This is a genomic window from Pseudomonas fluorescens (assembly GCF_002837185.1).
Classification (GTDB): Bacteria; Pseudomonadota; Gammaproteobacteria; order Pseudomonadales; family Pseudomonadaceae; genus Aquipseudomonas; species Aquipseudomonas fluorescens_AM.
In genome coordinates this window covers 49581-70480 of record NZ_KZ477990.1, presented here as the reverse complement: position 1 = coordinate 70480, position 20900 = coordinate 49581, and the positions used below count along the sequence as shown (strand labels likewise).

The 20900-nt window shown below is 59.5% G+C and carries 20 protein-coding genes; 17 read left to right on the top strand and 3 right to left on the bottom strand.

Annotation, left to right across the window (positions count from 1 at the left end; all coding sequences use genetic code 11):
* The first annotated feature begins 93 nt into the window (after nucleotides 1-93).
* The 7 genes from CIB54_RS07570 to ispD all read left to right on the top strand — a co-directional run bounded on the left by CIB54_RS07570 (nucleotide 94) and on the right by ispD (nucleotide 7882).
* On the top strand, nucleotides 94-1041 hold the full coding sequence (locus CIB54_RS07570) for an acetyl-CoA carboxylase carboxyltransferase subunit alpha (RefSeq protein ID WP_016976871.1): 948 nt from the start codon (nucleotides 94-96) through the stop codon (nucleotides 1039-1041).
* Between the two features lie 162 nt (nucleotides 1042-1203).
* Entirely contained in the window at nucleotides 1204-2523 is a 1320-nt protein-coding gene (gene tilS / locus CIB54_RS07565; protein WP_101219349.1) for a tRNA lysidine(34) synthetase TilS, read from the top strand.
* A 273-nt stretch (nucleotides 2524-2796) separates the two neighbouring features.
* Nucleotides 2797-4428, top strand: coding sequence for a CTP synthase (locus CIB54_RS07560; protein WP_065951944.1), 1632 nt, complete (start codon nucleotides 2797-2799; stop codon nucleotides 4426-4428).
* 5 nt (nucleotides 4429-4433) lie between these two features.
* Nucleotides 4434-5279, top strand: a complete 846-nt coding sequence (gene kdsA / locus CIB54_RS07555; protein WP_065886101.1) for a 3-deoxy-8-phosphooctulonate synthase — start codon at nucleotides 4434-4436, stop codon at nucleotides 5277-5279.
* Between the two features lie 156 nt (nucleotides 5280-5435).
* A complete protein-coding gene (eno, locus tag CIB54_RS07550; RefSeq protein ID WP_065951946.1) occupies nucleotides 5436-6725 on the top strand; it encodes a phosphopyruvate hydratase in 1290 nt (429 codons plus the stop codon).
* A gap of 171 nt (nucleotides 6726-6896) precedes the next feature.
* Nucleotides 6897-7175, top strand: coding sequence for a cell division protein FtsB (gene ftsB / locus CIB54_RS07545; protein ID WP_057723188.1), 279 nt, complete (start codon nucleotides 6897-6899; stop codon nucleotides 7173-7175).
* A complete protein-coding gene (gene ispD / locus CIB54_RS07540) occupies nucleotides 7172-7882 on the top strand; it encodes a 2-C-methyl-D-erythritol 4-phosphate cytidylyltransferase (RefSeq protein ID WP_101219347.1) in 711 nt (236 codons plus the stop codon). Before ftsB ends, ispD begins: the two co-directional genes overlap by 4 nt.
* A 260-nt stretch (nucleotides 7883-8142) precedes the next feature.
* Here ispD and CIB54_RS07535 read toward each other — a convergent pair whose 3' ends face one another.
* Both CIB54_RS07535 and CIB54_RS07530 read right to left on the bottom strand, forming a co-directional pair.
* Entirely contained in the window at nucleotides 8143-10926 is a 2784-nt protein-coding gene (locus tag CIB54_RS07535; protein ID WP_232790534.1) for a membrane-targeted effector domain-containing toxin, read from the bottom strand.
* Between the two features lie 68 nt (nucleotides 10927-10994).
* On the bottom strand, nucleotides 10995-11891 hold the full coding sequence (locus CIB54_RS07530; protein ID WP_101219345.1) for a LysR substrate-binding domain-containing protein: 897 nt from the start codon (nucleotides 11889-11891) through the stop codon (nucleotides 10995-10997).
* Nucleotides 11892-12000: 109 nt separating this feature from the next.
* Between CIB54_RS07530 and CIB54_RS07525 the strand changes: the two genes are divergently transcribed.
* From CIB54_RS07525 to rpoS, 8 genes are all read left to right on the top strand, one after another.
* Nucleotides 12001-13113 (top strand): S-(hydroxymethyl)glutathione dehydrogenase/class III alcohol dehydrogenase, encoded by a 1113-nt coding sequence (locus CIB54_RS07525; protein WP_065951949.1) that lies wholly within the window; start codon nucleotides 12001-12003, stop codon nucleotides 13111-13113.
* 89 nt (nucleotides 13114-13202) lie between these two features.
* Nucleotides 13203-14048 (top strand): S-formylglutathione hydrolase, encoded by an 846-nt coding sequence (fghA, locus tag CIB54_RS07520; protein WP_101219343.1) that lies wholly within the window; start codon nucleotides 13203-13205, stop codon nucleotides 14046-14048.
* Nucleotides 14049-14102: 54 nt separating this feature from the next.
* A complete protein-coding gene (gene ispF / locus CIB54_RS07515) occupies nucleotides 14103-14576 on the top strand; it encodes a 2-C-methyl-D-erythritol 2,4-cyclodiphosphate synthase (protein WP_065951951.1) in 474 nt (157 codons plus the stop codon).
* Nucleotides 14573-15631 (top strand): tRNA pseudouridine(13) synthase TruD, encoded by a 1059-nt coding sequence (gene truD / locus CIB54_RS07510; RefSeq protein ID WP_065951952.1) that lies wholly within the window; start codon nucleotides 14573-14575, stop codon nucleotides 15629-15631. The genes ispF and truD overlap by 4 nt, the downstream gene beginning before the upstream one ends.
* The gene (surE, locus tag CIB54_RS07505; protein WP_065951953.1) at nucleotides 15619-16368 is read left to right on the top strand and encodes a 5'/3'-nucleotidase SurE; all 750 of its coding nucleotides are present in this window, start codon (nucleotides 15619-15621) and stop codon (nucleotides 16366-16368) included. Before truD ends, surE begins: the two co-directional genes overlap by 13 nt.
* Nucleotides 16369-16409: 41 nt before the next feature.
* Nucleotides 16410-17045, top strand: coding sequence for a protein-L-isoaspartate(D-aspartate) O-methyltransferase (locus tag CIB54_RS07500; protein WP_170827533.1), 636 nt, complete (start codon nucleotides 16410-16412; stop codon nucleotides 17043-17045).
* Between the two features lie 207 nt (nucleotides 17046-17252).
* Complete coding sequence (locus CIB54_RS07495; RefSeq protein ID WP_065951954.1) at nucleotides 17253-18089, top strand: peptidoglycan DD-metalloendopeptidase family protein; 837 nt, start codon at nucleotides 17253-17255, stop codon at nucleotides 18087-18089.
* Nucleotides 18090-18194: 105 nt separating this feature from the next.
* Nucleotides 18195-19202 (top strand): RNA polymerase sigma factor RpoS, encoded by a 1008-nt coding sequence (rpoS, locus tag CIB54_RS07490; protein ID WP_065951955.1) that lies wholly within the window; start codon nucleotides 18195-18197, stop codon nucleotides 19200-19202.
* Between the two features lie 213 nt (nucleotides 19203-19415).
* Here rpoS and CIB54_RS07485 read toward each other — a convergent pair whose 3' ends face one another.
* A complete protein-coding gene (locus tag CIB54_RS07485; protein ID WP_002554837.1) occupies nucleotides 19416-19625 on the bottom strand; it encodes a cold-shock protein in 210 nt (69 codons plus the stop codon).
* Nucleotides 19626-20013: 388 nt separating this feature from the next.
* Between CIB54_RS07485 and dcd the strand changes: the two genes are divergently transcribed.
* Nucleotides 20014-20580, top strand: a complete 567-nt coding sequence (gene dcd, locus CIB54_RS07480) for a dCTP deaminase (RefSeq protein WP_003189215.1) — start codon at nucleotides 20014-20016, stop codon at nucleotides 20578-20580.
* Nucleotides 20581-20688: 108 nt separating this feature from the next.
* A complete protein-coding gene (locus CIB54_RS07475) occupies nucleotides 20689-20886 on the top strand; it encodes a hypothetical protein (RefSeq protein ID WP_065886112.1) in 198 nt (65 codons plus the stop codon).
* Nucleotides 20887-20900: the final 14 nt, after the last annotated feature.

The window sequence follows — 20900 nt, the reverse complement described above, 5'->3', positions numbered from 1 at the left end:
CTCGACCTAACCGCGCCTCTCCCTTAAGGTAGGGCGCGAATAGACAACCGGCTGGCCAGGCACTCCTTGGCCGTCGACCCAAGACGGACGCTTATGAACCCGAATTTTCTTGATTTCGAACAGCCGATCGCTGACCTGCAAGCCAAGATCGAAGAGCTGCGCCTGGTCGGCAACGATAATTCGCTGAACATCGGCGATGAGATCGCCCGCCTGCAAGACAAGAGCAGCACGCTCACCGAAGACATCTTCGGCAAGCTGACCAGCTGGCAGATCGCGCGCCTGGCCCGCCACCCGCGCCGTCCGTACACCCTGGACTACATTCAGCACATTTTCACCGAATTCGACGAGCTGCATGGCGACCGCCACTTCTCGGACGACGCGGCTATCGTGGGCGGTATCGCTCGCCTGGACGACCAGCCGGTAATGGTGATCGGCCATCAGAAAGGCCGTGAAGTGCGCGAAAAAGTGCGTCGCAACTTCGGCATGCCACGTCCGGAAGGCTACCGCAAGGCGTGCCGCCTGATGGAAATGGCCGAACGCTTCAAGATGCCGATCCTGACCTTCATCGACACGCCGGGTGCCTACCCTGGGATCGACGCCGAAGAGCGCAACCAGAGCGAGGCGATTGCCTGGAACCTGCGCGTCATGGCGCGCCTGAAAACCCCGATTATCGCGACTGTGATCGGTGAAGGCGGTTCCGGCGGTGCGTTGGCCATTGGCGTGTGCGACCAGCTGAACATGCTGCAATATTCGACCTACGCGGTGATTTCGCCGGAAGGTTGCGCTTCGATCCTGTGGAAAACCGCTGAAAAGGCGCCGGACGCAGCTGAAGCCATGGGCATCACCGCTGATCGCCTCAAAGGCCTGGGGATCGTGGACAAAGTGATCGCCGAGCCACTGGGCGGCGCACACCGTGACCCGGCTGCCGCTGCCGCAACCATCCGTGCCGAACTGGGCTCGCAACTGGCGATGCTCAAGAAGCTGGATAACGAAGCGCTGCTGGCTCGTCGTTATGAGCGTTTGATGAGTTACGGCCTTTAAGTCGACGCCGTAACTTGATGTGGGAGGGGGCTTGCTCCCGATTGCCGAGTATCAGTCACCGTATCGGGTGACTGACACACGGCTATCGGGGGCACGCCCCCTCCCACATTTGCTTTGTGTATGCTTGACGAACGTATTTCAGATTTGCGGCGGTAACCTGTGATGAAATCAATCCTGCCGGCCCGACTTCTGAAAACCCTGGCCCCCTGGCGCAATGCCCCGGCCTGGCACATCGCATTCTCCGGTGGCCTGGATTCCACCGTCCTGCTGCACCTTCTGGCCTCCCTGGCAAAAACCGAAGCGCTTCCGCCGCTCAGTCCCGTGCATGTTCATCATGGCCTGCAAGCGGCCGCCGATGCGTGGCCCGCTCATTGCCAGTCGGTCTGCGACAGCCTCGGCGTGCCCTTGCGCATCCTGCGCGTGCAGGTACAACCCGGTGCCAGCCTTGAGCGCGCGGCTCGTGACGCACGTTATCTGGCCTTCGCCGGGGTGATCGGGGCAGGGGAGGTGTTGCTCACCGGTCAACATCGCGACGATCAAGCCGAAACCCTGTTGTTCCGCCTGCTGCGCGGTGCGGGCGTGCGTGGGCTTGCCGCAATGCCTGCGCATCGTACGTTGGCGGCAGGTCATCTGGTGCGCCCGCTGCTGGATGTCGGGCGTGTCGAGCTGCAGGCCTACGCCCACGAACATCACTTGAAGTGGATCGAAGACCCTTCGAACGCCGATCCACGCTTCTCCCGTAATTATCTTCGGCACCATGTCTTCCCAGGGCTGGCGCAGCGCTGGCCGCACGTGGTTTCAAGCCTGGCCCGCACGGCTGGGCATTTGGGAGAAGCCCAGGGTTTGCTCGATGAGCTGGCCGTTATGGACCAGCAGCGCGCCGATCAACCCTCACCGTTTCCCTGGTTGCCTTTGCGCTCTTTGCTTCTTGCGCCCTTGCGCGAGCTTTCCGACGCCCGTCAGCGCAACGCACTGCGCCATTGGCTGGCGCCACTGACCCGCCTACCCGACAGCGAGCACTGGGCCGGCTGGTTTTCCCTGCGCGATGCCAAGGGTGATGCACAGTCGGTATGGCGTCTGGCCGACGGCGAGTTGCACCGCTGTGGCGAGCGCATCTGGTGGTTGCCCTTTATGTGGTCGGAATTTTCCGACGCATCGGTGAGCTGGCCCGATGCGCAAAAAACACTCGAGTTACCTGGAAACGGTCGGTTGAAACTGATCGGCGAGGTGCCTGGAGGTCCGCTGGAGGTCCGCTATCGGCAGGGTGGCGAAATCATCGAAGTGCCAGGTCGCGGCCGACGCGACCTGAAGCGTCTGTTCAATGAGTGTGGTGTGCCCGGGTTCGTCCGTGGCAGATTGCCGCTGCTGTATCGGGGCGAGCGATTGCTGGCTGTGCCAACGCTTGCGGGGTTATGGCGCGGCTCGTCGGATGGCTGGCAATTACATTGGTTGCCACAGACCTGCGATCAAGGTTTGAGCTGATAGCGCCTTTCCGGTAGACTACGCTCCCTTCTTGATACAACTTCTGTGGATTCGCCTGAATCGCAGCAGTTGCCGATTACCAAGCAGTCTTTGCTGGGCGATTCCAAAAAATGTGTAGCGATCAACGTACCGGTGTTCCATTGCTGGTCTGTCACAACGCGGCGGTTTTTTTGAAAGGTGCACTGTGATTAATGCAGGTGATCGGGGGCTTCGGCCTCTCTTCGCTTTCCCCGGCGGCTCGGACCGCTTTAACGCAGACTTCTAGGGTTTTTCATGACGCGCTACATATTCGTCACGGGCGGTGTTGTTTCTTCATTGGGGAAAGGCATTGCCTCCGCTTCATTGGCGGCCATCCTGGAGGCGCGGGGGCTTAAAGTCACCATGCTCAAGCTGGACCCGTACATCAACGTCGACCCGGGCACCATGAGCCCGTTCCAGCACGGTGAAGTGTTCGTCACGCATGACGGCGCCGAGACCGACCTGGACCTGGGCCACTACGAGCGGTTCATCCGCACGACCATGACCCAGAACAACAACTTCACCACCGGCCGTGTCTACGAGCACGTGCTGCGCAAGGAGCGTCGTGGTGACTACCTGGGTGCAACCATCCAGGTGATCCCGCACATCACCGACGAAATCAAACGCCGCATCATCAAGGGCGCGGGCGATGCCGACGTGGCGATGGTCGAGATCGGTGGCACCGTGGGTGACATCGAATCCCAACCGTTCCTCGAAGCCATCCGCCAGTTGCGTTTCGAAGTCGGTGCCAAGCGCGCAATGCTGATGCACCTGACATTGGTGCCCTACATCGCGACCGCCGGCGAAACCAAAACCAAGCCTACCCAGCACTCGGTCAAGGAACTGCGTTCCATCGGTCTGCAGCCGGATGTGCTGGTGTGCCGCTCCGACCACCCGATCGATATTTCCTCGCGTCGCAAGATCGCGCAGTTCACCAACGTTGAAGAACGTGCGGTGATTGCCCTGGAAGACGCCGACACCATCTACAAGATCCCGGGCATCCTGCATTCGCAAGGCCTGGACGATTTTGTGGTCGAGCGCTTCGGCCTGCAGTGCAACGGCGCGGACCTGTCCGAGTGGGAGGCCGTGGTCGACGCCAAGCTCAACCCTGAGCACGAAGTCACCATCGCCATGGTCGGCAAGTACATGGAACTGCTGGATGCGTACAAGTCGCTGATCGAAGCGATGAGTCATGCCGGCATCAGCAACCGTACCAAGGTCAACCTGCGCTACATTGATTCCGAAGACATCGAGAATCAGGGCACCGCGCTGCTTGAAGGCGTGGATGCGATCCTGGTTCCCGGCGGTTTCGGCCTGCGCGGCGTGGAAGGCAAGATCACTGCCGTGCAATACGCTCGCGAGAACAAGGTGCCTTACCTGGGTATCTGCCTGGGCATGCAAGTGGCCGTTATCGAATTCGCCCGTAACGTGATGGGCTGGAAAGACGCCAACTCCACCGAGTTCGATCACACCAGCGGCCATCCGGTCGTGGGCCTGATCACCGAATGGGAAGACGCCACCGGCGCCGTCGAAACCCGTACCGAAAGCTCCGACCTGGGCGGCACCATGCGCCTTGGCGCACAGGACTGCCTGCTGGAACCGGGTTCCCTGGTTCACGATTGCTACGGCAAGGACGTGATCGTCGAGCGTCACCGTCATCGCTACGAAGTGAACAACAATTTGCTGCCGAAAATCATGAACGCCGGCCTGAAAATCTCCGGTCGCTCCGGTGATGGCGCGTTGGTTGAAGTGGTCGAGGCGCCGGATCACCCGTGGTTCGTGGCCTGCCAGTTCCACCCTGAGTTCACCTCGACGCCGCGCGACGGTCATCCGTTGTTCAGCGGTTTCGTCAAAGCTGCACTGACGCAACATCAGAAGAAGGCATAACCCTGATGGCCCAGAAGATCATTCGCGTAGGCGACATCGAAATTGCCAACGACAAGCCCATGGTGCTGTTCGGCGGCATGAACGTACTGGAAAGCCGCGACATGGCGATGCAGGTCTGTGAAGAGTACGTGCGGGTTACCCAGAAACTGGGTATCCCTTACGTGTTCAAGGCCAGCTTCGACAAGGCCAACCGTTCGTCCGTGACCTCCTATCGCGGCCCGGGCCTTGAAGAAGGCATGCGGATCTTCCAGGACATCAAGCAAGCCTTCGGCGTGCCGATCATCACCGACGTCCACGAGCCTGAGCAGGCTGCCGTGGTTGCCGAGGTGTGCGACATCATCCAGCTGCCGGCCTTTCTGTCGCGCCAGACCGACCTGGTTGTCGCGATGGCCAGGACCGGCGCTGTGATCAATATAAAGAAAGCCCAGTTCCTCGCACCTCAGGAAATGAAGCATATCCTGAGCAAATGCGTGGAGGCAGGTAACGACCAGTTGATCCTCTGCGAGCGTGGTTCGAGCTTCGGCTACAACAACCTCGTGGTGGACATGCTCGGTTTCGGCATCATGAAACAGTTCGAATACCCGGTGTTCTTCGACGTGACCCACGCGCTGCAAATGCCCGGTGGTCGCTCGGATTCCGCCGGTGGGCGTCGTGCCCAGGTCACCGACCTGGCCAAGGCGGGCATGAGCCAGTCCCTGGCCGGCCTGTTCCTGGAAGCCCACCCGGACCCGGACAACGCCAAGTGCGACGGCCCCTGTGCCTTGCGCCTGGACAAGCTGGAGCCGTTCCTGGCCCAGCTCAAGCAGTTGGACGAGCTGGTCAAGAGTTTTCCGACGGTAGAAACCGCGTAAGCGGCGTTTCTCCGGTAGAATTTCCCACGCTTTATGCTCAGGCCCCTGGCCTGAGCCTTGTCGTCTGCAAGCCTGCCCTGTTGTTCCACCCTTGCGGTCGGTCAAAAGATTTCCTTCAGCTGCGTCGTTTTCGTCAACTTTGGAGTGTTTACAACAATGGCAAAAATCGTCGACATCAAAGGTCGTGAAGTTCTCGACTCCCGTGGCAACCCAACCGTCGAAGCCGACGTGCTTCTCGATAACGGCATCATCGGCAGCGCCTGCGCGCCGTCCGGTGCTTCCACAGGTTCCCGTGAAGCGCTGGAACTGCGTGATGGCGACAAGAGCCGTTACCTGGGCAAGGGTGTACTCAAGGCGTTAGCCAACATCAACGGCCCGATCCGCGACCTGCTACTGGGCAAGGACCCGCTGGACCAGAAAGCCCTGGACCACGCGATGATCAAGCTCGACGGCACCGAAAACAAAGGCAGCCTCGGCGCCAATGCGATCCTCGCCGTATCCCTGGCCGCCGCCAAGGCTGCTGCCCAGGACCAGGACCTGCCGTTGTACGCGCACATCGCCAACCTGAACGGCACCCCGGGCGTGTACTCGATGCCGGTGCCGATGATGAACATCATCAACGGTGGCGAGCACGCTGATAACAACGTCGACATCCAGGAATTCATGGTGCAGCCAGTGGGCGCCAAGACCTTCTCCGAAGGCCTGCGCATGGGCACCGAGATCTTCCATCACCTCAAGGCTGTACTGAAGGCCCGTGGCCTGAGCACTGCCGTGGGTGACGAAGGTGGTTTCGCGCCGAACCTGGCCTCCAACGAAGATGCACTGAAAGTGATCTCCGAAGCCGTGGCCAACGCCGGCTACAAGCTGGGCACCGACGTGACCCTGGCCCTGGACTGCGCTGCCAGCGAATTCTTTGAGGACGGCAAATACAACCTGTCCGGCGAAGGCCAGGTGTTCAACTCCGAAGGTTTCGCCGACTACCTCAAAGGCCTGACCGAGCGCTACCCGATCATCTCGATCGAAGACGGCCTGGACGAGTCCGACTGGGACGGCTGGAAAATCCTCACCGACAAGATCGGCGAGAAAATCCAGTTGGTGGGCGACGACCTGTTCGTGACCAACACCAAGATCCTGAAAGAGGGCATCGACAAGAAGATCGCCAACTCGATCCTGATCAAGTTCAACCAGATCGGCACCTTGACCGAAACCCTGGAAGCCATCCAGATGGCCAAGGCTGCGGGCTACACTGCCGTGATCTCCCACCGCTCCGGCGAAACCGAAGATTCCACCATTGCCGACCTGGCCGTGGGCACTTCGGCGGGCCAGATCAAGACCGGTTCCCTGTGCCGTTCCGACCGCGTTTCCAAGTACAACCAATTGCTGCGCATCGAAGAGCAATTGGCGGGTAAAGCCAAGTACAACGGTCGCGGCGAGTTTCGCGGCTAAGCAGTAAATGGTAAAAAGTCGGCGGATTGCGTCGGAAATCTCACGACAGTGGGCATTTCGGCGCTAATCTGCTGACTGACAAGCACAAGCCTGGTTTTTCCAGGCTTCGTGCTATCAGTTGCTGCAAAAGGTTTGCATGACTGTCTTTTTTCACTGGATACCCGGATTTCGATGCGCAGTCCCAATTGGTTGTTCCTCGTCTTGCTCTTGTTGCTGGCTGGCCTGCAGTACCGCCTATGGGTCGGTAATGGCAGCTTTGCGCAGGTGGAAGAGCTGACCCAGCAAATTGCCGACCAGCACGCCGAAAACGAACGTCTGCTGGAGCGCAACCGCGTCCTCGATGCTGAAGTGCTGGAGCTGAAAAAAGGTACGGAGACCGTCGAAGAGCGGGCTCGCCATGAGTTGGGCATGGTCAAGGAGGGCGAGACCCTCTACCAGTTGGCCCAATGAACGCTGATTTACCGGCCTTCTGGGCCGTGATTCCTGCCGCGGGCGTCGGTGCCCGTATGGCCGCGGACCGTCCCAAGCAATACCTGCAACTGGGCGGACGCACTATTCTCGAACACAGCCTCGGTTGTTTTCTCGACCACCCATCGCTCAAGGGCCTGGTGGTCAGTCTTGCTGTCGACGATCCTTATTGGCCCAGCCTGGCGTGCGCCACTGACCCGCGTATCCAGCGTGCGGACGGCGGCTCGGAACGCTCGGGCTCGGTGCTCAACGCGCTGCTGCAGCTCAACGCCCTGGGCGCCAGTGATGACGACTGGGTGTTGGTGCACGACGCGGCGCGGCCTAACCTGAGCCGTGATGATCTCGATAAACTCCTGGCTGAATTGGCCGATGATCCAGTGGGTGGCCTGCTGGCGGTGCCGGCTCGCGACACGCTCAAGCGCGTCGACAAACACGGCCGCGTGGTGGAAACCGTCGACCGCAGCCTGATCTGGCAGGCGTATACGCCGCAGATGTTTCGCCTGGGCGCCTTGCACCGCGCCTTGGCCGACAGCCTGGTCGCCGATGCCTTGATCACCGACGAAGCCTCGGCCATGGAGTGGTCCGGCCAGGCGCCGCGGCTGGTAGAAGGGCGTGCGGACAACATCAAGGTCACCCGCCCCGAAGACCTCGAATGGCTGCGCCAGCGCCGCACTTATCAAGCGCCCTGAGCATCAGCCACTGACCTGCTCCTGCCCGGCCTGGGTGTTCAGCGCGTTCACCAATGCTTGAATGCTCTCCAAGGGTGTCTCGTCGACTGCCCGCCGGTCACGTTGATCAGGTAGTGGCCCCCCTGTTGATGAATCCTGAAATTACGCAGCTCCCCGCGCGTCGCGAGCGATAGTGAATGTGCGATACCGTGCGGGTCGTGTCCTGGGTGAGCATGAACTGTCCAGGTTTGGTTGGCCGTGTTTGCGGGCACCCAACCTGATTAGATGCCGGGGCCAGGAAGTGTTTGCACCGAGTGCTGCAAGTCGGCGGTGTTAACGCGCAAGAGCAGGTTGGCCTTGACCGTGCCTTCGCCCCTGGCGATCCCCAGACTGGCGGTGCGTCCGGAATCGGCTTGGATCCCCAGGCTTTGGCCGGCCCCGGCATCTTCGATCCGCAAGCCGATGCTGCCGGTGAGTTCGGCTAGCCCGGGCACGTCCTTGTAAGTGTTGGTATGGCTGTCGCCCACCAGTGCCACCCATTTTCCCGGACGACGCTTGGTCGTCTGGATCCACTGGATTATTTCGGTGGCATAGAAGTTCATCATCCGCTGACGCAAGGTGCCGCCCCGGTCTGGCAAGTCGCGAAGAATGTAGCTCACGGTGCAGTCTATCGGCTGGATCTTGATCCCCGCGTCACGCGCTTTGATGACGATATTGGCGAATGAGTAATAGTTATTGTGCAGGGGCGGGTAGATCCCGTTGAGGTAGTTTTTCAGCTCATCGGCCATTGGTACGGTCTTGGAGCGGTAAAACGCCTTCAGCAACGGAACGTGCACATCCGTCAGCAAATGTTCGAAGTAGATGCGTTTCACGCCGAGGCTGGCGAGCAGTGGCATGTTGTCGATCAGAAAGGCCTTGCTCGATTCTGCCCCGTGGCTTTCACCGATAACCAGGCCGTCACTGGCGTGCAGCAATGTCTCGATAATGGTCTGTTGAGGGGCGTTCAGGCTGAGCCTGGGCAGCACTGGCTGCATGGGCGACAGTGCCAGGTCATTAAAGAACGTGGCCGAATCCTTCTGCAATTTGTCGCGCTTCTCGAAGAATACTCGCCGGGTTTCCTTGATCGACTCTGCGCCCTCGCCAACAGGTTCGAGGTCCTCCGAAAACGAGCTGATGTCGGTGAGCATGCTCGAGAGGGTGTCGCGCTGGGGCGGCGGTATCTGGTAAAGGCTGAAGAAACTCGGGTGCTGCTCGCCGCCGAATGCGTTGTAAATCCGTTGCCAGGCATTGCGAAAGGCTCCGCCGCCGGCCAACCCCGCTCGCCGCCAGTTGAGGTCTGCACTTTGGATGGCGTAGAGGCCGGTGGCCTGGATTCTCTGGGGGGCTTTGGGGTCTGTCACAAAGAGTTCAAAAGAGCCCCAGGCATTCGGTGTCTTGTAAGTCAGGAACACCTCGCCCTGAATCTTGATGGTCTGCAAGCCACTGGGGGAGGGGGCGGTGGCCAGGGGGCGAGTCTTGGTGGGGGGCGACGCAGTGGCGTCGTTTATAACCGTGACACTGATCTGGCCCTCGTTATCACGTGCAGCCTTGCCTAAGGTCGGGCGCAGGCTTTCAAGGTTGTCGGCACCTGTGGGAATGCCGTGGATTACCGCCGGAATCGCATTGAGCACGCCAAATACGATGCGTTCCATGGCGTGTGGTTTGCCTTTGAACAGGTCGTCGGCACCAATGACCATGTCGGTCATACCCGAGATTACGAAACAGAACTCTGCCAGCAATGCGGTCCCCATCGTCAGCGCTACGGGGATCGCCAGCAGGCAGGCTTTTTCCATGGCATCGAGGGTGTCGGCTTTGAAGGTGTCCAAGGGCGAGACAATTGTTTTTGCCGCCATTTTTGCAATGCGCGCTCTGATCTGCCTCGCCATGAATTCAAAGGGGTTGCTGTTCAGTGCCGGGTACATCGGGTTATTTATGTACTGCTCGGGGTCCCAATAGCCGTTGTGCAACAGGCTATTGAAAAAACCGGCAGGGTTGGCCGGTTTCGGGTACAGCGCCATGCCGATCAGCGCTTCCTCGACGCCGCTGTAGATCAGGCCGGAGTCGATGGCGTCCGGTTCAAAGTGGTTGACCAGAGCTTTGCGCTGGGTCGGATCTTTTGCCACGCTCACCAGTGCCTTGCGCATATCCGCCGGGGAGTTGAAGCCATGGAAGGGCGAAGAGTTTCCCGAAATATACAGCAGGGTGATCTGGCTCTGATTGTCAGTGATCGTCAGGATGTCGGTGGCTTCGGCCTGATGAATGCGCAGCAGGCGCAGCGACAGGTTTTTATCGAGTAGGTAGGGCGCCTGCAGGTCTTCAAGGGTCAGATTGCTATAGTCCTTGTTGGCGCCCAAGCCTGCCGCTCGCGCCGCCAGTAGCCGTTCTGCCGCGGTAAGGGTGAACTCCTCGAACTGTTCCAGGTAAGCCCGGGTGAACGCGATGCGGATCAGGGTGTTGTAGTTATCCCGGTGTTTGCTCCAGAACTGTGTGATTGCTGTGTCGTAGGCTTGTTCGAACTGGCTGGTGTCAATGATGTTTCTGAGCGTGGAGGGGGCGATGTCCAGTTGGGTGCTCGGGTTGTAGACTTGCGGCTCACTCTGTCGATACAGCGCCTCATACCGTCTGGGCGGGATCCAGCCGGAGGTGATGAACTCTTCGTTGAACATTTCCGGGATGCGGTTATCCATCAGGCGCGGCAGTTCACTGACAATGTTGAAGTACGGCGCGATGGCGGAAAAACCGGTGGTGTTGAGAATGCCGCCAGGGGCATGTGGTGCGTTGTTGATCATGGCCTCGGTCAGGCTCATGGATTGGACGACCACCCCGGTATAGCCTGAGTTGGGTTTGTCGGTGTTGTAATCGATGGTGGTCAGGTAGGTGTTGTCCGGGTCCAGTTGTTCCTGGCTGAAGGCTTGCAAACGCTCGCGCAGTAATTGGGCGGCGATTTCTGCGGGTACCGGGAAGTCGGCCAGCACCTTGCGGACAAAATGATTGATGCGTTGCAGTTGGGGGGCGTTGGCTGTCATGGCTTGCCTGAATGTGCAGTAAAAATGACTATTTACCGGCAATCAGGCGTTGGGTGAGCGGTAGCTGTTTATGGTCGGTAGACCGGATTGTCACCCAGGCCCTCTTTGAGAAAGTCCACCAGGTTCCTGACCTTGGGCGATAAATGCCGCTGCTGTGGGTACAGCGCCCACACCGCCGTATTCGGCGGCTGATGAGCTTCCAGCAACGATACCAGCGCGCCACTGTGCAAATGCTCCAGCACATAATAGTCCGGCAACTGGCATATCCCTACGCCTTGCAGCGCCGCGTCCAGCACCGCTTGCCCACTGTTGCAGCGCCAATTTCCCTGCACGCGCTGGGAAAACTCCCGCCCATCCTGGGCCAGTTGCCAGATATCCGAACTGCCGATCAGGCAGTTGTGCCGACTCAATTCCGACAAGCTATGTGGCCGGCCATAGCGTTCGAGGTAGGAAGGCGACGCGCACAGGTACATGCGCCGAGGGGCGAGGCGACTGGCGACCATGCGTGAGTCTTGCAGGCGCCCGAGGCGAATCGCCAGGTCGAGCCCTTCGTGCACCAGGTCCAACTGGCGGTTGCTCAGCTCGATATCGACCCGCAACTGCGGATAGAGCGCCATGAACCTTGTGACGAGGGGCACGATAAATCGCTCGCCATAGGCCACGGCGCAGGTCATGCGCAACATGCCCTTGGGTTCACTGGTGAGGTCGCCCACTGCGCGCAAGGCTTCTTCGCGACCATCCTGCAAGCGTTGGCAGTGTTGCAGGAAGGTCTGGCCCGCTTCGGTCAGTGTGACCTTGCGCGTACTGCGATACAGCAGGCGCGTTTGCAGGCGTTCTTCCAGGCGTGCCACCTGGCGGCTGATATGGGACGACGATACCCCCAGGCGCTCGGCCGCCGCCGTGAACTGGCTGCATTCGGCCACGGCGACGAATTCATCGATGCCTTCCCAGCGATTTTCCAACACGATGATTGTCCCTATGCGGCAATAATGTTTTGCTTTTGCCTGGATTATTAATCAATAAGCCATGGTTTACACTCCTTCCATCAATTTTCAACTCCATGGAGAAACCCGGATGATCAAGTCCCGCGCCGCCGTAGCCTTCGAAGCCAAGAAACCCCTTGAGATTGTGGAAGTCGATGTCGCCATGCCCAAGGCCGGCGAAGTGCTGTTGCGCGTGGTCGCGTCCGGTGTGTGTCACACCGACGCCTACACGCTGTCGGGTGCGGACCCGGAAGGCATCTTCCCGTCGATTCTTGGTCATGAAGGCGGTGCAGTGGTCGAGGCCATTGGTGAAGGCGTGACCTCGGTTGCCGTTGGTGATCATGTGATTCCGCTGTACACCCCGGAATGCGGCAAGTGCAAATTCTGTCTGTCAGGCAAGACCAACCTGTGCCAGGCCATTCGTTCGACCCAGGGCAAAGGCTTGATGCCTGACGGCACCACGCGTTTCTCCTACAAAGGCGAGCCGATTTTCCACTACATGGGTACCTCGACGTTTTCCGAGTACACCGTGCTGCCTGAGATCTCCGTGGCCAAGATTTCCAAGCAAGCGCCGCTGGAAAAAGTCTGCCTGCTCGGTTGTGGCGTCACCACCGGTATCGGTGCGGTGCTCAACACCGCCAAGGTCAAGCCGGGCGACACCGTGGCCATCTTCGGCTTGGGCGGTATCGGTCTGTCGGCGGTGATTGGCGCGGTGAAAGCCAAGGCGGGGCGCATTATTGCCATCGACATCAACCCGGCCAAATTCGAAATCGCCAAGCAACTGGGCGCTACCGACTGCATCAACCCGAAAGACTATGACCGTCCGATCCAGGACGTGATTGTCGATTTGACCGATGGCGGTGTGGACTTTTCCTTCGAATGCATCGGCAATGTTCAACTGATGCGTGCGGCTCTGGAGTGCTGCCACAAAGGTTGGGGTGAGTCGGTGATCATCGGTGTGGCCGGCGCCGGCCAGGAAATTTCCACCCGTCCTTTCCAGCTGGTGACCGGTCGCGTCTGGCGCGGGTCCGCATTCGGCGGCGTGCGCGGACGCAGCGAATTGCCAAGCTACGTGGACATGGCCCAGACCGGCGAGATCCCGCTGGATACCTTCATCACCCACACCATGGGCCTGGAAGACATCAACAAGGCGTTTGATCTGATGCATGAAGGCAAGAGCATTCGTACCGTCATCCATTTCTGAAGCAGCGGTAAGTGACAAGCTTCAAGCTGCAAGTGGCTGTACGCCTTCTTGCCGCTTGAAGCTTGCAACTTGCAGCTGGGAGAATTCCCATGCCCCTGGAAAATATTTCCTGCCAGAAAAGCTTCGGCGGCTGGCACAAACGCTATAAGCACCACTCCGATGTGCTCGATTGTGACATGACCTTCGCGGTCTACCTGCCGCCGCAAGCGGAGCAGGGCGGCAAGCTGCCGGTGCTGTATTGGCTGTCCGGCCTCACCTGCACCGACGAAAACTTCATGCAGAAGGCCGGCGCCCAGCGCCTGGCCGCCGAGCTGGGCTTGATCATCGTGGCGCCGGATACCAGCCCCCGAGGTCCCGGTGTGCCGGACGATCCGGACAACGCCTGGGATTTTGGCCTCGGTGCCGGTTTCTATCTGAACGCCACCCAGGAACCCTGGGCCAAGCACTATCGGATGCATGACTACGTGGTGCAGGAGTTGCCGGCTTTGGTGGAAGCGCATTTCCCGGCCTCGGATAAACGCGGCATCAGCGGTCACTCGATGGGCGGGCATGGTGCGCTGGTGTGCGCGCTGCGCAACCCGGGACGCTACCAATCGGTGTCGGCGTTTTCGCCGATCAACAATCCGATGGATTGTCCCTGGGGCCAGAAAGCCTTCTCCCGTTACCTGGGAGAGGAGCGCTCGAAGTGGCGTGAATGGGATGCCTGCGTGTTGATCAGCGAAGCCTCGGAACAGTTGCCGCTGTTGGTGGATCAGGGCGATCGCGACGATTTCCTCGCCGTGCAGCTCAAGCCCGAGGCCCTGCAGCAAGCGGCCAGGGCCGCCGGCCATCCGCTGGAACTGCGCCTGCAACCTGGCTATGACCACAGCTACTTCTTTATCGCCAGCTTCATTGACGACCATTTGCGCCATCATGGTCGTGCTTTGCTCGGTTAATGTGAGGCAAAAGTAGGTAGAATCACGCCCTGAATTAAATCGGGGCGTTTTTTTATGCGTATTGGCCACGGCTACGATGTGCACCGTTTCGCTGAAGGCGATTTCATCACTCTGGGCGGCGTGCGTATCGCGCACCATCATGGGCTGCTGGCTCATTCCGACGGCGACGTTGTCCTGCATGCCTTGAGCGATGCGTTGCTCGGCGCAGCCGCGTTGGGTGATATCGGCAAGCATTTTCCGGACACCGATCCAACCTTCAAGGGCGCGGACAGTCGTGTCCTGCTGCGTCATGTCGTGGGTTTGATCCATGCCAGGGGCTGGAAAGTGGCAAACGTCGATAACACCATCGTGGCCCAGGCGCCAAAAATGGCTGCGCATATCGACGCCATGCGTGCCCTGATTGCCGCAGACCTGCAAATAGAACTGGACCAAGTCAACGTGAAAGCCACCACCACCGAAAAGCTCGGGTTCACCGGTCGTGAAGAGGGCATCGCCGTGCACTCCGTCGCCTTGTTGCTGCGCGCATGAACGAATTTGAATTGCTCGGCCCACGTGCCTATGGCGAGGCCTTGGGCAGCGCGGTGCTGAAGGCCACTGCCGAAGATTTCCAGGTAGACGAGGTGCTTGACATCCCGCTGACCGGCGAGGGCGAACACCTGTGGCTGTGGGTGGAGAAGCGCGGCCTGAATACCGAGGAAGCGGCGCGGCGTATCGCCAAGGCGGCTGGCGTGCCGTTGCGCACCGTCAGCTATGCCGGGCTCAAGGATCGCCAGGCATTGACCCGTCAGTGGTTCAGCGTGCAATTGCCCGGCAAGGCCGACCCGGACATGCGTGCCGCCGAGAACGACACCCTCAGGATCCTGAAAACCGCCCGGCACAAACGCAAGCTGCAGCGCGGCGCCCATGCCGCCAACGGCTTTACCTTGCGCCTGACCCAGTTGGCCGGTGACACCGCTGCCATCGATGCGCGCCTGCAATTGATTGCCCGGCACGGCATCCCCAACTATTTCGGTGCCCAGCGTTTTGGCCATAACGGCGGCAATGTCGTCGATGCCCGTGACTGGGCTGCGCGCAAGGCCTTGCCGGAACAGCGCAATGTGCGTTCGCGGCTGCTGTCCACTGCCCGTAGCTTTCTGTTCAACAACGTGTTGGCGGCACGCGTCGCTGACGGCTCCTGGCAACGCGCCCAGGTCGGCGACCTGCTCGCTTTCACCGACAGCCGCAGCTTTTTCCCGGCCGGGGAGGCTGAATGCAGCGACCCGCGCCTGGCGATCCTGGACCTGCACCCCACCGGTCCGCAGTGGGGTGAGGGCGACTCGCCGGCGAAAGGTCCTACATATGAACTGGAACAATCTGTCGCCGCCGCAGAAGCTGACCTGCGTGATTGGCTGGTGAATGCGGGCATGAGCCAAGAACGTCGCATTCTGCGACTGCCCATTGGCGGGTTGACGTGGCATTATCCCGGGCCTGACATTCTGCAATTGGAATTCGTCCTGCCGGCCGGATGCTTTGCCACTGTATTGGTGCGCGAGCTTGTTGATCTGGTGCCGGTGGGGCCGACGGACAACCCATGCGTATTCTGATATCAAACGATGACGGTGCCACCGCACCCGGTCTCGCCGCGCTTCATGCTGCGCTGGCGGATTACGCCGAGTGCGTGGTGGTTGCCCCGGACCAGGACAAGAGCGGCGCCAGCAGTTCGCTGACGCTCGACCGTCCGTTGCACCCCAAGGTCCTGGCCAATGGCTTTATCAGCGTGAACGGCACGCCCACCGACTGCGTGCACCTGGCAATCAACAGCCTGCTGGAGCACGCGCCGGACCTGGTGGTGTCGGGCATCAACCTGGGCGCGAACCTGGGGGATGATGTGCTGTATTCCGGCACCGTGGCGGCAGCCCTCGAAGGGCGCTTTGTGGGTGGGGTCGGGTTCGCGTTTTCGTTCGCCTCCCGGCAACTGGATAATTTGGCCACGGCGGCGTACTACGCGCGCAAACTGGTGGAGGCGCACGGTTCTTTGGACCTGCCGCCGCGCACCGTGCTCAACGTCAATATTCCCAACCTGCCTCTGGACCATATTCGCGGAATCCAACTGACGCGGCTGGGGCACCGTGCCCGTGCGGCGGCCCCCTTGAAGGTGGTCGACCCGCGTGGCAGGGAAGGCTATTGGATCGCAGCGGCCGGTGACGCCGAGGATGGTGGCGAGGGCACGGACTTTCATGCGGTGATGCAAGGTTATGTATCGATTACCCCGTTGCAATTCGATCGCACCTTCAGTGATGCCTTCAGTGGTCTGGATGGCTGGCTGGAGGGACTGCGCTGATGGCTCGTGAACAAGACGATCTGCTGCGCCGTGGCATCGGGATGACCTCCCAGCGCACCCGCGAGCGTTTGATCCAGCGTCTGTACGAAGAAGGCCTGTCCAATGCGCAGGTGCTGGAAGTGATACGGCGCACGCCTCGGCACCTGTTTGTCGACGAAGCACTGGCGCACCGCGCCTATGAAGACACCGCGCTGCCGATCGGCCACAACCAGACCATCTCCCAGCCTTATATGGTCGCGCGCATGAGCGAACTGTTGCTGGCCGCGGGGCCGCTGGACAAGGTGCTGGAAATCGGCACCGGCTCCGGCTACCAGACCGCCGTGTTGTCCCAACTGGTCGAGCGGGTGTTCTCGGTTGAGCGCATCAAGGTGCTGCAGGACCGCGCCAAGGAGCGCCTGGTAGAGCTGAACCTGCGTAATGTGGTGTTCCGTTGGGGAGATGGCTGGGAAGGCTGGCCCGCATTGGCGCCCTACAACGGCATCATTGTGACTGCAGTGGCCACCGATGTGCCGCAGGCGTTGCTGGACCAGTTGGCGCCTGGCGGCCGCCTGGTCATCCCGGTGGGCTCCGGCGAAGTGCAACAATTGATGCTCATCATTCGAGAGGATGACGGCTTTTCCCGGCATGTACTTGGCGCCGTGCGGTTCGTGCCGTTGCTCAACGGCCCGCTGGCCTGACATTTATTCCCTGATAGTGAATTCCATAGACGCGGATGTGTCTTACAGCGGGGTCTATAGATTCAACAGTGGTGGAGCGGGAATTGAACACGGTGAGTTTTTCGTTTCAGCCGTGTGCCGGTAAAAAGCCAATGCCCAGTTATACTTGCGTCATATTTCAAGCCTGATACAGGCGTTAACGTTCAGCCACCACAAAGGGAGCGGCGGGTGAGTCTCACAGGTCCTGCGCAGCGAATGAGTAAAACAAGCTTTCAGCGACTAGTGCTTGGCCTTGTCTTGAGTTCCTTACTGGCCGCCTGCTCGAGCACGCCTTCCGGTGGTGCGCGGGTGGTTGACCGCACGAATGCGGCACCGCAAAAGCCGATGGTTACCACAGGCCAGTATGTTGTACGCAAGGGCGACACGCTGTTCTCGATTGCCTTCCGTTACGGTTGGGATTACAAGGCGCTTGCAGCTCGTAACAATATTCCCCTGCCTTATACGATACATCCGGGACAGACGATTCGTTTCGACGGTCGCACCGGTTCGACGTCTACGGCAGTTGTGACAAAGTCCGGTTCTTCGTCTTCCTCTTCGAGTAAAACCACCGTCTTCACCCGTCCGGCAGGCACCGCCGCGCCTTCGGTTGCGAGCAAGCCGGCGCCCGCGCCATTGCCCCCTGCGGGGCCTGCGCCGACCGGTTGGGGATGGCCCTCAAACGGCGTGTTGATTGGAAAATTCTCTTCAAACGGCAGTTTGAATAAAGGCATTGATATCGCCGGGGATTTGGGACAGCCTGTTTTGGCTGCGTCTGATGGGACAGTGGTGTACGCCGGGAGTGGTCTACGGGGCTACGGCGAGCTGGTCATCATCAAACACAGCGATACCTACGTCAGTGCCTACGGTCATAACCGCAGGTTGTTGGTTCGGGAGGGGCAGCAGGTCAAGGTCGGACAGACGATTGCCGAAATGGGTTCAACGGGTACAGACCGGGTGAAACTGCACTTTGAGATTCGCCGTCAGGGCAAGCCTGTAGATCCACTGCAATTCCTACCCCGCCGTTGATGTGTTGCCAGCCTGTTCCCTCACGTAGAAGGAACAGGCTCCAGCGTTGCCAAGGATAAAGGCGTCGCTTGAGCTTGAGGTCGAACTCACCAAAGGACTATAACAATGGCTCTCAGTAAAGAAGCGCCGGAGTTTGACATCGACGATGAGGTTCTCCTTATGGAGGCCGGCATCGCTACGGAAACGATGTCAGATAATGAGGGGGCTTCACCACCCTCAGTTCGCACCAAATCCAAGAACTCCTCCGCGTTAAAGCAACACAAGTACATCGACTACACCCGGGCGCTCGATGCGACCCAGCTGTACCTCAATGAAATCGGCTTTTCCCCTCTGCTCACCCCCGAAGAAGAAGTCCATTTTGCGCGTCTGTCGCAGAAGGGTGATCCGGCTGGGCGTAAACGCATGATTGAAAGCAACCTGCGCCTGGTGGTTAAAATCGCCCGACGCTACGTCAATCGCGGATTGTCGCTGCTGGACTTGATCGAGGAGGGCAACCTGGGCTTGATCCGGGCGGTGGAGAAGTTCGACCCTGAGCGCGGCTTTCGCTTCTCGACCTATGCCACCTGGTGGATTCGCCAGACCATCGAACGGGCGATCATGAATCAGACCCGTACGATCCGGTTGCCGATCCATGTGGTCAAGGAGCTCAACGTCTACCTGCGCGCAGCGCGGGAGCTGACACAGAAACTCGATCATGAACCTTCGCCCGAAGAAATCGCCAACCTGCTGGAAAAACCGGTAGGGGAGGTCAAGCGCATGCTCGGCCTGAACGAGCGCGTGTCTTCGGTTGACGTCTCGCTGGGTCCGGATTCGGATAAAACCTTGCTGGACACCCTGACGGATGATCGTCCGACGGATCCTTGTGAACTGTTGCAGGACGATGATTTGTCCCAGAGCATCGACCAGTGGCTGTCGGAGCTCACCGACAAGCAGCGTGAGGTGGTGATTCGCCGCTTCGGCCTGCGCGGCCATGAGAGCAGCACGCTGGAGGACGTAGGCCTGGAGATCGGCCTGACCCGTGAGCGGGTTCGGCAGATTCAGGTGGAAGGTCTCAAGCGCTTGCGCGAGATCCTTGAGAAGAATGGCTTGTCGAGCGAGTCGTTGTTTCAATAACCACCCTGTTTGAACGCTTGAATGTGGGAGGGGGCTTGCCCCCGATAGCGGTGTGTCAGTCAATGCCTATATCGACTGAAGCGCCGCCATCGGGGGCAAGCCCCCTCCCACATTTTTTTTGCGTCGCGCATTTGCCTGGCAGCAGCGTCAACTCCCAGGCATAAAAAAACCCCGCTTTTGAGGGCGGGGTCTTTTTGACTAAGTCAGTACAAGTTAGATAACTTGAACTTCTTCAGCTTGCATGCCTTTCTGACCGCGGGTAGCGATGAAAGAAACCTGTTGGCCTTCTTTCAGGCTTTTGAAGCCGTCGGATTGGATAGCTTTGAAGTGAACGAACAGGTCGTCACCGGATTGTGGAGTGATGAAGCCGAAGCCTTTTTCATCGTTGAACCACTTAACGGTACCAGTTTGGCGATTAGACATGGTGTAACTCCTTGAACAAAGTTAACTGCGACTCAGGAAAAGCCCTGGCCGAGACTGAGTGCAAAGAGCAGGAAAAATTCTTGGAGATGGTTGGATCGAAATTCAACATATCGTGTAGAGATTCTCAGTGACACAAGCAACACAGTGACGCCACCTTAACCCTTTTTCCGGAACGTGCCAATGGTATTTCCGCAGGTTTCTCTAATTTCGTGATTGGCGGTGGTATTTATTGTCCCGCACAACCGCGCCAGGACCCCCGGCCACGCTGGCTGGGGGTTATGGGCGCCGGTGCATTCGTGATTAAAAGCCGTGCGCCCTTTGAACCCCACCGTCGGCCCCGGTAAGATGCCTCACAGAATTTTTCCACCTCGCTATTCAGGACACCGCCATGAGCATCAAATCGGACAAGTGGATTCGCCGCATGGCGCAGGAACACGGCATGATCGAACCGTTCGTTGAGCGCCAGATTCGTGGCGAAGGCGACGAGCGCGTGATTTCGTACGGGGTCTCCAGCTATGGCTACGACGTGCGTTGCGCCGATGAATTCAAGGTGTTCACCAATATCAACTCGGCGATCGTCGATCCGAAGAACTTCGACGAAAAAAGCTTCGTCGACGTCAAGAGCGACGTGTGCATCATCCCGCCAAACTCCTTCGCCCTGGCCCGCACCGTGGAATTCTTTCGTATTCCTCGGGACGTATTGACCATCTGCCTGGGTAAAAGCACTTATGCCCGTTGCGGCATCATCGTCAACGTGACCCCGCTGGAACCCGAGTGGGAAGGTCACGTGACCCTGGAGTTCTCCAACACCACCACCTTGCCGGCGAAAATCTACGCCAATGAAGGTGTGGCACAGATGCTGTTCCTGCAGTCCGACGAGGCGTGTGAAGTGTCCTACAAGGACCGTGCGGGCAAGTATCAAGGTCAGCGTGGCGTTACTCTCCCACGCGCTTGATCGAAAGCTCCTACGCTTCAAGGGAATTAGTCTGCAGAAAGTGACTCTATCTAGGTGTACTGCCTCGGCGCGTGTAAAACGCGTCGAGCCACGCTTGAGGAGTGCCCTATGAAGATCAACCCGCGAATCAGCGCAGAACTTGCCCGGCTTGAACCCAACCAGATTGGTGTTCTGGCCTGGTCCTTGATGGCCGATCCCGCTTATGCGGGCGGTATCCCCGGTCAACCTGAGCCGGACTATCCGCAGCCGACGGAACCGGGTGAACCGACCCTGCCGGATGAGCCACCACCCGCGCCCGTGGCCTGAGCCATAGACGCCCA